Origin of the sequence: Sphingobacterium hotanense (assembly GCF_008274825.1) — a bacterium.
GTDB classification, from domain to species: Bacteria; Bacteroidota; Bacteroidia; order Sphingobacteriales; family Sphingobacteriaceae; genus Sphingobacterium; species Sphingobacterium hotanense.
The window spans coordinates 103,640-117,611 of the sequence record NZ_CP030848.1 but is presented as its reverse complement, the minus strand read 5'-3'; the positions used below and the strand labels follow the sequence as shown (position 1 = coordinate 117,611).

Here is a 13,972-nt window from a genome sequence, read left to right as displayed (position 1 = left end):
CGCACAACTTCATCACCCAGGACGGCTGAGGATGCTATAGCCAACTGTGTCAATCCCCTTGGTTAGCGAAATAACCCTTGCACCGTCATCATACTGGTCAATTCTCATACTATTCCCCCTCTTTTCTTTATCCATATCACTCCCATGCCAATCTAAGCGATATTTAAAGTCGGTCAGACTGGATGAGTCAAGTTTGTAAGTCGTTCACCATAGGAGCATGATATCTCGCACCGAGGATTCTCGATGCCCATCTTTGAAAACCGGATTGTGCTCCCTGCGTTTAGTAGCCTGGTCCCCCACCTCCATACAAAGCAGTTTAAACTTTATCCCGATCCAATTGATGTCTCCTTTCATGTAAAACAAGTTCGAGATCAGACTATCCCCTGCTGTTGGAAGCATTAAAATTTAACTCCCATAGTTTCCTCGACCATCCGAATATTCCAATTGCGCATGCCGGTAGTCGGGAGCAGTTGCATCGCCAGCTAATCAAAGCTGCCAACACTTACAAAGGCTTATCTTTAATACTCAGTAACATATACAACGATAACCTCTCCGGAAACCTCGATAGGACTTTAGGGGTTAAGCACGGCCAGCTGCTCATTAGCAACATATGTATATCTGCCAACTATCCGAGGAACCGCACTAGCAGCCCTACACAGCCGTAGTCTTGTTACAAACAAATACTCGAGGAATCCCGAACGCCTTACTTACAAGCTGCGAAACTCAAGCGAAACCGTCAACGAGCAACTCCCTACTCTCTGAATAAAAATAGATGTGCATCGGAAAACTTACATCAGAATCCTGGATCTAACTTTTAATTCGTTGCAAAAGAAAATACTTGTATATACATATAATACAACGACAAACCGACAACAAAAAAGCACATAATAGACTGTATTAAACCGTATTAAACTCATTCTATTAAAAATAAATAATTATTTTTCTCTCAATTTCTTGTATATACAAGTATTTTATTATATTTGTTCAACTAATTATATCAACGGATAAACTGAATACCGAAAATTATGAGAAGACAATAGCAATCACTATTGCAAAACCCTTCTCTATACATGCTGAAAACATAGACGATGCATCCAAATGGTTAGCTTGAGAGATTCCTAAACCGTGCATTAGATACATTTGGATTCACTGAACGACGACTTAAAGATTTACCTAGTACCGCAGCCCTAAAACTATAGCGAATAAAGGGGCCTAGCATTCTTGTGTACAAACATTCGCTATACCCCCATGCCTGGCGATTCGGGCAAGGGAAAAGAGTCAAGTTTAATTCAAACAATGTATATGGAACAGATTAGCAGCCAAGAGCAACTATCGCGAATCCTACGAGTATTCTTTATCAGCGCAGGACTGATCATGAATACCGGGAATCTTTCGGCAACCTCCGAAAGCGAACGTGATTCTCACTCCTTGATAAAGGGTAAGATGCTCAAAAGAACAAATGTTGTGCAAAACAACAGCAATCAACAAAGAACATTATCAGGCAGAGTCCGAAATACCGACGGCGTTCCGCTGGAAGGGGTGAGTGTGAAAGTGAAAGGATTGACAGCCGCAACATCCACCAACGCAGAAGGACAATATAGCTTACAAGCGAATACCGACGCGAATACGCTCGTTTTCAGCACAGTGGGCTATATTACGCAGGAAATGGCTATCGGCGGAAATGGAGTTACGGATGTGACGCTACAATCTGATGTAACCTCTATCGGGGATGTGGTGGTGATTGGATATGGTACACAGAAAAAGGAGAATCTGACAGGTGCAGTATCTACGGTTACTTCCGAGGTACTCGAAAGCCGTCCGATTACCACGCTGGGGCAGGGATTACAGGGAACAGCCCCTAACCTAAACGTTACACAAGGGAGCGGTGCTCCTGGAAAGGGATCCACCTTTAATGTTCGTGGCAATACATCCATCAACGGAGGAGGTCCATTGATTCTTGTCAACGGCATACCGATGGATCCGAACCTCATCAGTCCTTCGGATATTGAAAGCGTGACGATATTAAAAGATGCCGCTTCAGCAGCAATTTATGGCGCCCGGGCAGCCTATGGTGTTATCCTTATCACCACTAAATCCGGAAAAAAAGATAAACCTGTAATCAGCGTTTCAACCTTATTTTCTTCCAATAGCCCAACAAGTCGAATTGATTTTATTGACACCAAAGATCGCATCGCCTACATGAACGAGGCATCTATGCGGGTCAACGGAAGAAACTATTTTGATGATCTTACAATGGAAGCAATGATGGCACATTATAATGATCCGTCAAAACCCAATTCTTTTGTACACCCTAGCTCGACGGACGAATGGCGAGGAGTCGCTAATACCAACTGGGAAGATGTGCTGATGAATAAAAGCTATCCCATGCAGCAGCATACGGCTAGTATCACTGGCGGTTCAGAAAAGTTTGACTACTACTCATCCTTCTCTTTCATCAAGCAGAACGGCTTAGCGAACAAAGATTTGTTTGATGAGTATTATAAACGCTACAACTTCATGACCAACTTAAATTACCATATCAAAGAGTGGATTACCGTTGGAACAAAGGTAAGCATCAACAACGGCAACAAACATTTTCCGCCCAACGATCCGCAATTCCGGAATTCCTTTCCTGAAGATGGTACCATCTACCAAACCAACGTCTACTCCACTCAGCCTGTAAAGGATCCCAATGGCAACTGGGCGCATGAAGGCTCTATTTTTAACCCGGCGCAAATGTTAAGCGAAGGCGGCTATCAAACCCGTCATATAAACGATATGTGGATGACCGGCCTGGTCAAAGTAACCCCTATAAAAGAGGTGACCATCAATGTGGACTACTCGTTCAATAATAAGGCTACTAAAGAGTTGTCCTATCTAGCAAAACAGCCATTCTATAACGTTGCTGGTGAGGTAATGGGTTATTACGGCGGAAGTAATCCAAATCGAGTAACCCGTTCGAATTACGACGATCGCTATTATGTGTTCAATGCATACGCAGATTATACCAAAACTTTTGCCGAGAAACACTATTTCAAGGCGATGCTCGGATTTAACCAAGAGCATGCACAATATAACTCAGTAAGTGCCGAACGTCGAAATCTGATCATTAACGAAGTTCCGTACATCAATTTAGCATCCGGGGACCGATTTGCCTACGATGGGATCAACGAGTATGCTATCCGCGGAGCATTTTCCCGTATAAATTACAGCTATGCTGATCGCTATTTGGTAGAATTTAACGGCCGATACGATGGTACCTCCAAGTTTGCTCAAAGCGACAGGTTTGCATTTTTCCCTTCCGTATCCCTCGGATGGCGTGTGGATAATGAGCCTTTCTTTGAGCCCTTGAAGAAGAGTATAAATCAACTAAAATTCCGCGCCTCCTATGGTAACTTAGGAAATCAGAATATCGACCTGTATTATCCTTATATAGCGACAATGACCGCTGCCGAGGTAAACTACCTAATCAACGGCGATCGCCCGATGTCGGTAATCGCTCCAGGATTAGTGAGTTCGAGCTTGACCTGGGAAACTGTAACGCAGAAAAACTTCGGTGTAGATTTCGGATTTTTAGAGAACAGATTGAACGGTTCCTTCGACTTCTATACACGCGACACGAAAAACATGCTGACCAAGTCGCAAACACTTCCGGCCGTATTAGCCGTAACAGAACCGCAAGCGAATGCAGCGGATCTAAGAACCACAGGCTTTGACCTCACCCTAAACTGGAATGATCAGGTAGGCGATTTTAGATATGGAATTACAGGAATTTTATCAGACTATCTTGCCAAGATTACCCGCTTCAGTAACCCTTCAGGCCTCATCTCGGACTATTACGAGGGAGCCGACATGGGAAACATCTGGGGACTAACGACCGGAGGTCTTTTCCAAACTGACCAAGAGGCTCTTGCGCTAGACCAAAGCAATATCAATGGTAGAAAAAGACAGGCCGGCGATTTATGGATGGTTGATATCAACGGCGATGGTAAGATAACACGCGGAGCACAAACTTTGAGCGACCCAGGCGACATGAGTATCATCGGAAACAATACTCCTCGCTATAGCTTCGGTTTCAGAACGAATCTAGCCTGGAAGGGATTCGACATGGACATCTTTTTTCAAGGCGTTGGAAAACGTGATTTAGTCATCTCAAACCTCTACTATCTTACACAATACTCCAACGAGTGGGTAGGTATTCCAAAGGTTGCCATGGATTACTGGTCACCGCAAAACCCCAATGCCTTCTTCCCTAGGCCAATTATTGCAGGAGCCGCTGATATTACGACAGTACAAACGCGCTACCTACAAAATGCCGCTTACCTACGCTTGAAGCAATTAACCTTAGGCTATACACTTCCGCAAGAGTTGACACAACGGATCAGCTCGGATAGAATTCGTGTATTCTTTACGGGAAGCAATTTATGGACATTAACCAAAATGATTAAGATTTCTGACCCTGAACTTGCCGGACCTAGCGCTTATCCAATGTTCCGATCGTTTTCGTTCGGTGCAAACTTCAGTTTTTAATCAGCATTCATTACCTAAAGAAACTACAATGAACAAGATATACAAAATAGGTTTGTTGGCTATACTATTAGCAACTTCCTGCAATGACGATTACCTAGAAAAATATCCTTTAGACGAAATCAGCGACGCGACATTTTGGAAAACAGCATCCGATGTGGAGATGTATGCAAACCAGTTCTATGCTACTCTTTTCGATGCACGGCTTGCTTGGTTCAATGTTGATAATGCAAGTGACAACCAAATACCGAGCAGTAGAAATATTTATACTTGGAATGAATACAACGTTCCGGCAACCGACGGGGGCTGGGGAAAGTCTGACTGGCTACAAATACGTCGTTGTAACTATGCCCTTGATCGCATTGCCACGATGACTATCACCGACCCGGCACTGAAGAGAGCGGAGGGAGAAATACGATTTTTTAAATCCTTCCACTACTTAGAGAAGCTGAAGAAATTTGGCGAAGTGCCATGGCTGAATACGAGCCTAACACCGGAGTCACCCGAACTAACGGCACCTAGAGACAGTAGAGAGACCGTGACTAACAATATCCTGGCAGACCTTGACTTCGCCATCGCGAACCTGCCTGAAAGTTCCACTGCCGACCGATTAACGAAGTATGCAGCGCTGGCTTTAAAAACCGAGGTCTGTCTTTTCGAAGGCACTTTCCGCAAATATCATCAAGTAGGGACAGGACACGAAGAACTCCTAAGACTAGCAGCGAGTTCTGCTGAGCAGATTATCAATTCAAACCAATTCTCAGTTTACAAAACGGGGAAAGTGGAAGAAGACTTCTTCGATCTATTCGTTCAATACGAGCTTAAAGGCAATTCGGAAGGCATTTTAGTACAGCGCTTCATTACCGACAAACGGATGCACAACAACGTTCGTCAGCTCGGGGAGCCGCAAACTGGATACAGCAAGGATTTTGTCGAGTCCTATCTATGCGAAGACGGTTTACCAATTGCATTAAGTCCGCTTTATAAAGGCGATGCCAACTTCGCTGATGAGTTTGTTAACCGAGACCCAAGAATGCGACAATCTATTTATCGCGAAGATCGCCCGTATCGCATTTTTGACAATGGGACTGTGAATTATAAGGAAATGCCAGAATTCCTGAACGCCAATTGTCCGACAAGCTATTTTATCATCAAGGGATACAGCCCTTTCGAAAAAGATCGTCTGCCGAGCACTTCTATAATTGATGATTTCATTTATCGTTACGGAAAAGTGCTATTGGATTATGCGGAGGCAAAAGCTGAATTAGGCGAATGCACGCAGGATGTCTTAGACGGAACAATCAACCTGTTACGCGATCGAGTGGGGATGCCCCATCTGACCGTTGCTGTCGGATTTACTGATCCGAACTGGCCGAATTGGGAAGTACCAATCTCACCGCTTCTAAATGAAATACGCAGAGAACGGAGAATAGAAACATCCGCAGAAGGAGACCGTTGGGACGATTTGGTTCGTTGGAAAGCAGGCAAGCTATTAGAAAACCCGAAGACAATACTTGGCGCTAGAGACCCTGCCAATGGAAATTTACGTGTTATCTATCCAGGCTTTGCTGCAAGAAAATGGGATAATAAACTTTATCTCTATCCAATACCGACACAAGAAATTACACTCAATCCGAATTTGACACAGAATCCAGGTTGGCAATAAGGGAGATAAATCAAAAAATTATGAAATATATAATAACATCTATATTCGCTGTTTTTCTAATCGCTCATGTACATGCTAAACCGCATAATGGGATTGCTCCTACTTTTCGAGCAGGCTTTTCGGAAAAGGATATCACGCCTGATATTGGCATGGAGCAGCCGGGCAACTATGGCAAAAGCCATCATAAGAAGTTTCACGACCAGTGTAAAGTCCGCGCCGTCGTATTTGATGATGGAAAGAAGAAAGTGGCGCTCGTAGGGGTCGATCTTCTCTTCATAACACGCCGTGTTGTGGAAATTAGTCGCGCAGAAATAGAGTCGGCTTGCGGTATTTCCGGAAAGGACATCATGATAGGAGCCTCACATTCCCATTCCTCGGGTCCCATCGCCATGTCCGAACCGGGCGATTTTGATGATGCAGACCCTTTGATTAAGCATCTTGCCACGAATATGTCCATCGTTTCGGATCCCGGATTTATACAGTATCTGCAACATCAAATTGTCGCAGCAGTCGTGGATGCAAATGCTAATCTTCAAGATGCTAAGCTTGCGGTTGGCGTTGGCAAAGAAGATAAAGTTGCCTTTAACCGCCGAATGCGAATGAAAAACGGTTTGACCTATACGCATCCGGGCGTAGGAAATCCGGATATCATTGATTATGCAGGTCCAATCGATCCGGATGTAGGAACTATTGGTGTTTGGGATTTAAAAGACAACTTATTAGGCATGGTCGTCAATTTCGCCTGTCATGCGACCACAAATCCTGATGGGATATCCGCCAATTGGATTGGAGCCATGGAAAGAACATTGCGGGGAGTGACGGGTAATGCCGCATTGCCGGTCGTGTTCATGCAGGGAGCCTGCGGTGATATTACGCAGGTAGACAATATGGCAAAGCATGCAAACCCCTCTGCGGAAGAATGGTGGGAATTAGTGGGCGGTCGCGTTGGTGCCGAAGCATACAAAACCATGTTATTAGCGAAACGTGGCGCAGGTTCGGATATTCCTTTAGACTCCAGACAGAAAGTATGGACCGTAAACCGTAGAATTCCTGCCAAGGAAAAGGTCAAAAAATCTTTGGAATTAGTGAAACAAGGGCCGGAAAAATCGGGAAGTGTAGAATGGACGTTCGCAAAGGAAATCCTTCTATTAGACGCCATGATTAAGAAAAGGCCGAAAGCAGAAGTAGAAGTACAGGCAATCCAAGTAGGACCGGTCGCATTCGTTTCGAACCCTGCAGAATACTTCGTCCAATTTGGTTTGGATATCAAGAAAGCTAGTCATTTTCCTTTCACATTCATCGTGGAACTGGCAAATGGATGTGTTGGCTATGTTCCGACGGAGGAAGCAATGGGGTCCAGCGGTGGAGGCTACGAAACACGATTAACGTCTTATTCTAACTTGGAAGTGTCCGCAGGTCGACAGATCGCTAATACAGGAATTGAACTGGCAAATCAAATGACTCCGGGCAAAGTACCCAGCCCCCCACCTCCAGCAGTATTTAAACAGGCCTGGGGATATGGCAATGTACCTCCTGAACATCAATAAAAAACAAAAATTTAAGAAGATAAAAGATGTAAACTATTTGTTCTTGTCTACACAAGTCGTATATTTACAAGAAGAGTCTGTTGAGAACGATTAAGCCTAAGATGACTCCGCATTAAAACTTCATACCTGAACAAATTTCACATCATATCTGTAAGGCTTTTACCCTAACCTTATAATTATGGAAAGAAAAATCAAAATACAGATTGTAGGACAATTCTTACTTTCAATGCTCTTCATCTTATCCGCGACGCTGAGTTTTGGGCAACAACGCACTTTTATGGCTGGTGCTGCTAAAACCGTCATCACGCCTTACTTAGGCGGTGGTATTGTTGGCAATTTTGGCACTCCTCCGGAGGCCAAGAATATCCACGATGAACTCCATGCGCGAAGTTTAGTGCTAGACGATGGCGACAGCAAGCTCGCTTTTATTATCTGTGATAATATCGGATTGGCGCGTAAAGTTTGCGATGCAGCTAAAAAAGAAATCAACGCGCGTACAGGAATCCCCACAGCGAATATCCTGATCGCCGGCACGCATACCCACTCCGCAACCAGTGCGGAAGGGGAAGGACCAAAACGCCGTGGATGGAATCCTCAGGAAGGTCTGGATCGATATCAGGACTTTCTAGCACTAAAAATAGCGGACGCTGTCGATATGGCGATCTACAGAATGGAGCCTGCACAGATAGGTTGGGGTTCAGTAAATATTCCCGAACATGTGTTCAATAGAAGATGGCATATGAAAGATCTTGTCGTAAATCCTTTTGGAGAAAAAGAACCGGTAAGATTTAACCCAGGTATTGGCAATCCCGACATTGTGAAACCGGCAGGACCAACAGATCCTGAAGTATCCTTTCTATCGGTACAGGCAGTTGATGGCCGTGCTATCGCACTTCTGGCAAATTACTCCTTGCATTACATCGGAGGAGTGCCTAAACACGATATCTCTGCGGACTACTTTGCCGTCTTCGCCAACCGGATGCAAGAGCTGCTCACAAAAAATAACCCAGACGCACCATTTGTTGGAATAATGACCAACGGAACTTCTGGAGACATCAACAACGTCAATGTACAAGGTGCCCCACCAAAAGATGCTCCTTATCAGAAAATGAAATTTGTAGCAAACGACGTTGCGCAAAAAGTATACAGCTCATTACAAAACGTAAAATACCAACCTTGGCTGAAACTACAAGCAAAACAAGCGGAACAGACACTCATGGTTCGTAAACCAACGGACAAACAACTTGCACTAGCAAAGCGAGTAATTGCTATGCCTGAAGACGCCAAACCTATCAATCATCCACTGGAAAGAACCTATGCGCAGCGCATTACTCAATTGCAGAACGAATGGCCTACGGAGATATCTGTGTTATTACAAACGTTCCGCATCGGCGATCTTCAAATCGCAGCCATCCCTTTCGAAACCTTCGCCGAGTCTGGCCTAGCGCTAAAATCGCAATATCCAAAAAATAAGACCTTCACCATATCCTTTGCCAATGGCTCTTACGGCTACTTGCCTACTCCAGAGCAGCATAAACTTGGTGGATATGAGACTTGGTTAGGAACGAACCGTGTCGAGATAAATGCCTCTAGAAAAGTCTTCAGCACGATTACCAACTTATTTTCTCAGATGAATTAAACAAGAACAGCATACTAATCAAAACCGAAAACGCTATGAAATCTTCAGTCTGTACCTTCCTATTATCCTTGCTCTTTCTCACTGGCAGCGCCCTTGCGCAGAGCAATTCCGCCAACAAAGTATTTCAGGCGGGCGCAGCAAAAAGCACCATCACTCCCAAAATAGGCTCTTCTATCAATGGGAATATGCAGGACGTGACGGTGAGGCATGTGCATGATGATATCCACGCCAGAGCATTGGTCTTGGATGACGGGCAGACGAAGTTGGGTTTTGTGGTTTTGGATCTATGTATGGTATCCAGAGAAACGCTGGACAAAGCAAAACAGCGCGCTTCCGAGTTTACCGGGATCCCGGTACAAAATATGATGATGTCGGCGACACATACACACTCTGCAGGCACGGCCTGCGGAGTCTTTCAAAGTGACCCCGATCCAGCCTATGTAGACTTTATCGTCGAAAGAACTGCAGACGCACTTATTCGTGCTCATGAAAATCGTGCGCCTGCAGTTATCTCTTGGGGTGTGGGAAAAGAGGAATCGGAAGTCTTTAATCGCCGTTGGTATATGAAGCCTGGAACTGCGATGCCAAATCCATTTGGCGGTCAAGATCAGGTTAAGATGAACCCGGGCGTTGAAAATCCTAACATGGACAAACCTGCTGGACCAATCGACCCGGAGGTCCCTAGCATATTCTTAAAAACTGTGGATGGTAAACCAATTGCGGTACTTGCAAACTACTCCTTACATTATGTCGGTGGAACTGGACCAGGGGAGATATCCGCAGACTATTACGGAGCCTTCGCCGATAGAATCGGAGACCTTGTGCTTAACGAAAAAACATTAAACGACCCACCATTTGTTGGCATCATGAGCAATGGAACTAGTGGCGATATCAACAATATCAATTGGCCCGGAAAGAAAACAGAAGCTCTTCCTCATTATGAAAAGATACGCTCTGTAGCTGATAAAGTTGCTAGCGCATCCTACTCAGCCATTAAAAATGCCCCTCAACAAAACTCAATAAAACTAGCTGCCAAACAAGAAGAGATTCGATTGGGTGTAAGAAAACCAACAGCACAGGACATTAAACGCGCTGAAGGCATTGTTGCAAAAGCCGCCGGTCCCACAATGCAGTCTCTGGAAGAAATTTACGCACGTGAAACCTTATTGCTAAGAGATTATCCTGACCAGGTCGATTTAATTCTGCAAGTGTTCAAAATTGGTGATTTAGCAATTACTGCGATTCCTGCGGAAGTATTCGTCGAGATTGGTTTGGAATTAAAAGCGAAAAGCCCATTTAAGCCGACTTTTAACATCGAGCTGGCAAACGGCTACAACGGTTATCTCCCTACCGCTAAACATCACAAATTAGGAGGATATGAAACCTGGCGTGCGCGTTCGAGCTATTTAGAAGAAACAGCAGCAGATAAAATTCTTGCAGTCTTATTACGCCTATTAAATGATCATAAATCGGGAAAATAATCCCACTAAAAACCTAAAAGTCTATACTCAATTATAAAACCAATGAGACACCCTATTCTAGCCGCATCCCTACTCGTATTGCTCGTCGGCTGTAAACAGAAACATGAGAATGAACGAATCCAACAGGCTTTAGATGCCTTTCAGCTGGAGGAGGGACTTCGTATCGAGCCAGTGGCTTATGAGCCTATGGTCATCGATCCGGTAGCTTTCGCTTTCGACGAAGATCGAAGGATGTATGTTGTCGAGGATCGTGGATATCCAGACCGGGCAGAAGAAGGAGAGCCAACAACACTTGGTAGAATCGTATTACTGGAAGACACCGACGGCGATGGCACTTATGATAAAAGAAACGAATTCGCAACAGGACTCACCTATCCCAATGGAATTCTCCCTTGGAAAGGTGGTGTATTTATCACCTGTGCACCACATATTTACTATTACAAAGATTCCGATGGCGACGGGGTTGCTGATATAAAGAAAACTGTGCTAACCGGATTCAACGACACAAAAACCTCGCAGATACGCATGAGCCATCCGACCTTAGGCTTGGACGGCTGGGTCTATGTTACAGGAGGTCTAAACGGAGGTAATATTACTTCTCCAGAGCATCCTGATCGCCCGGCAGTAACTTACACCGCAGCCGACGGTCGTTTCAATCCAGAGACTTTTGAGTTCCAAGTTACCGGGGGAAAAAGCCAATTCGGCCTAACGATGGATCCCTATGGCCACCGCTTCGGTACATCGAATCGTCACCCGGTCATGCAGATCGTCATGGAGCCATGGAACCTTTCGCGCAATCCACATCTGACATTCAATGAAATGGTACAGAATGTATCGCCAGTGGAAGCCAATGCGGTGGTCTATCCCATCAGTAATGCTGTGACTACCGCGGAGTACATTCCAGACCTCATGGGAAAATCCCACACCGGTACTTTTACGGCGGCAAGCGGTTTGGTGGTATACAATGGAACTGCATTAAGACCAGAACATAAAGGCAATATCTTTATCTGCGAATCGGCACAGAACTTAGTTCAAAGACAGATTGTCAAAGAAAACGGCGCTAGTTTCACATCCGCTATAGCAAATGAGAGAAAAGAATTTTTAGCATCTACTGACGAATGGTTCCGCCCAGTCTATGCGCAGCATGGTCCGGAAGGAGCCCTGTATATTGTCGACATGCATCGGAAGGTTATTGATCATCCGGCCTATGTCCCTGAAGAGATGCGTGGGCAACTGGATTTTGAAGCCGGAAAAACGGATGGCAGAATCTATAGAGTTGTGCGCGAGGACTTCGACCAAGAGGATGAGGATAAAACCGGAAAAGTGGCCACTGGATCTACAAACAAAGACTTGGTAGATGCCCTGAGCTCAAATGATGAATGGAAAAGAGCGACCGCTTTTCGCTTACTTTTAGAATCCAAGCCTGCTGATATCGCTGACTTACTAAAAGAAACCATTGCTAAGAGTTCCAATAACGAGGGGAAAGCCCGAGCACTTTGGTTAGCTCATAATTTGGGAATGCTTAGCTTGGAAAGTCTCCATCAAGCATTAGCGAGCGAGGAAGCTTCCATTCGTGAGCAGGCGGTACAAATCCTTGCCAGCAATACAAAATACGATCAGGCAAAATCAGCGTTGAACCAGCTCGCTGAAGATCCATCGGCACGCGTAAGATATTATTCGGCGATCGCTTTAGGCAATATCAACACAAACGAAGCCGTTCAAGCTTTAGCTAAAATTGCAGCTAAAGATGGTGCAGACAAGTGGAGCCGAGCAGCGGTATTAAGTGGGCTGTCGGGTCGTTCTAAAGATTTTATCAGCGCTTTTGCTGGCATGAAATCGGCCGAACCGAAAGCTTACGCCGCTGTGATGCAAGACCTAGGAAGACTGCTAGGCCATGGTGGAACGATTGCTGAGGCTTCCGATTTCTTCCATCGCTTGGTGACTCCGGATGCTGTAGACGAGTGGAAAATATCAGCCATGCTAGGGCTATCAGAAGCATTGCATGGTAGAAAGCAAGAACTTAAACCAAATAATAAAGGGCTATTATACGCCATCAACAGCACTTCAAACGAGAGCTTGGATAGCTTTGTTGGTAAAATTAAGGAGATAGCCTTAAAAGATACGGCGGATAAGCAAAGCCGCGCTATCTCACTATTAGGCTACACGAGTTATGAACAATCTAATGATGCACTGCGTCAGCTATTGAGCGCTCATTATTCACCGCAGGTGCAGATTCAAGCCATAAATTCCATTGCGAAACTGCAAGATCCAAAAGGTGCCGAATTGTTAACAGACAAAGCGAAATGGAAGGCATACTCCCCGAAAGTAAAACCTACTGTGATCTCTGCGCTTATTTCCAATACTAAATTTCTGCCGGTCCTGTTTAAAGCTATTGAAAGCGGTCAGATTGCAGCAGCTGAAATATCCTCGATCGATAGAACTCGCCTTATGAAAAGTAAGGACAAAGCTATCGCTGATCGAGCAACGGTTTTATTCAAAGAGCTTGAAGGCGGTGATCGTATGGCGGTATATGAAGAATATAAAAACGTGCTGAAAAATGCGAAACCTGTGGCTTCCGCAGGAGCGGCCATTTTTCAGGCCCAGTGTGCTGTCTGCCATACCTATGGTGGCAAAGGGGGGCAAGTAGGTCCCGACCTTTCCGGCATCAAGAATCAGCCGGCAGATGCGCTGCTCTTACATATTCTGGTACCGAACTATGAGGTCTATCCGCAATACCAATCGGTGATCGTTAAAACGAAAGATGGCAGTACCAAGTCAGGTTGGGTGGTATCCGAAACAGACAATGGGCTTACCCTTCGGACAGCAACAGGCGCTGATGAAGCTGTGCTACGCAGTAATATTGAGACTTTGACCAATTCAGGACTGTCATTAATGCCGGATGGAATGGAAAAAGCAATGTCCAAGGAAGACATGGCAAATCTTATCGAATACCTTAAAAAAGGAGATTCGAACTAATTTTTCAATTTAACTTGTATATACAACTAGAATTTATATATTTGTGTAATCAACCTAAAAATCAAAAGTAAAATAACCTTTTTTTTACATCTTGGAGCGTCAAACGTTCCAAGATGTAATACTTAAACTGAAAATA

7 protein-coding genes are annotated in these 13,972 nt (G+C 44.7%); all 7 read left to right on the top strand.

What is annotated here, in order from left to right:
- Positions 1-389 precede the first annotated feature (389 nt).
- The 7 genes from DSM08_RS00570 (at position 390) to DSM08_RS00540 (ending at position 13,836) form a co-directional block, all read left to right on the top strand.
- Positions 390-665, top strand: a complete 276-nt coding sequence (locus tag DSM08_RS00570; protein ID WP_149524307.1) for a hypothetical protein — start codon at positions 390-392, stop codon at positions 663-665.
- Between the two features lie 637 nt (positions 666-1,302).
- Positions 1,303-4,530 carry a SusC/RagA family TonB-linked outer membrane protein gene (locus DSM08_RS00565; protein ID WP_187773924.1) on the top strand — a complete coding sequence of 1,076 codons (3,228 nt, stop codon included), beginning with the start codon at positions 1,303-1,305 and terminating at the stop codon, positions 4,528-4,530.
- Between the two features lie 28 nt (positions 4,531-4,558).
- Positions 4,559-6,193: a RagB/SusD family nutrient uptake outer membrane protein gene (locus DSM08_RS00560; protein WP_149524305.1), complete on the top strand. Its 1,635-nt coding sequence runs from the start codon at positions 4,559-4,561 to the stop codon at positions 6,191-6,193.
- Positions 6,194-6,213: 20 nt separating this feature from the next.
- The gene (locus tag DSM08_RS00555) at positions 6,214-7,740 is read left to right on the top strand and encodes a hypothetical protein (RefSeq protein ID WP_149524304.1); all 1,527 of its coding nucleotides are present in this window, start codon (positions 6,214-6,216) and stop codon (positions 7,738-7,740) included.
- Between the two features lie 178 nt (positions 7,741-7,918).
- Positions 7,919-9,379, top strand: coding sequence for a neutral/alkaline non-lysosomal ceramidase N-terminal domain-containing protein (locus DSM08_RS00550; protein WP_149524303.1), 1,461 nt, complete (start codon positions 7,919-7,921; stop codon positions 9,377-9,379).
- A gap of 35 nt (positions 9,380-9,414) precedes the next feature.
- A complete protein-coding gene (locus tag DSM08_RS00545; RefSeq protein ID WP_149524302.1) occupies positions 9,415-10,860 on the top strand; it encodes a neutral/alkaline non-lysosomal ceramidase N-terminal domain-containing protein in 1,446 nt (481 codons plus the stop codon).
- A gap of 42 nt (positions 10,861-10,902) precedes the next feature.
- Positions 10,903-13,836 carry a PVC-type heme-binding CxxCH protein gene (locus DSM08_RS00540; RefSeq protein ID WP_149524301.1) on the top strand — a complete coding sequence of 978 codons (2,934 nt, stop codon included), beginning with the start codon at positions 10,903-10,905 and terminating at the stop codon, positions 13,834-13,836.
- The last annotated feature ends 136 nt before the right edge of the window (positions 13,837-13,972 follow it).

Excerpts from the sequence above, each read along its gene's own strand:
- DSM08_RS00565 (WP_187773924.1), top strand. The coding sequence starts at position 1,303 with ATGGAACAGATTAGCAGCCAAGAGCAACTATCGCGAATCCTACGAGTA.
- DSM08_RS00560 (WP_149524305.1), top strand. The coding sequence starts at position 4,559 with ATGAACAAGATATACAAAATAGGTTTGTTGGCTATACTATTAGCAACT.
- DSM08_RS00555 (WP_149524304.1), top strand. The coding sequence starts at position 6,214 with ATGAAATATATAATAACATCTATATTCGCTGTTTTTCTAATCGCTCAT.
- DSM08_RS00550 (WP_149524303.1), top strand. The coding sequence starts at position 7,919 with ATGGAAAGAAAAATCAAAATACAGATTGTAGGACAATTCTTACTTTCA.
- DSM08_RS00545 (WP_149524302.1), top strand. The coding sequence starts at position 9,415 with ATGAAATCTTCAGTCTGTACCTTCCTATTATCCTTGCTCTTTCTCACT.
- DSM08_RS00540 (WP_149524301.1), top strand. The coding sequence starts at position 10,903 with ATGAGACACCCTATTCTAGCCGCATCCCTACTCGTATTGCTCGTCGGC.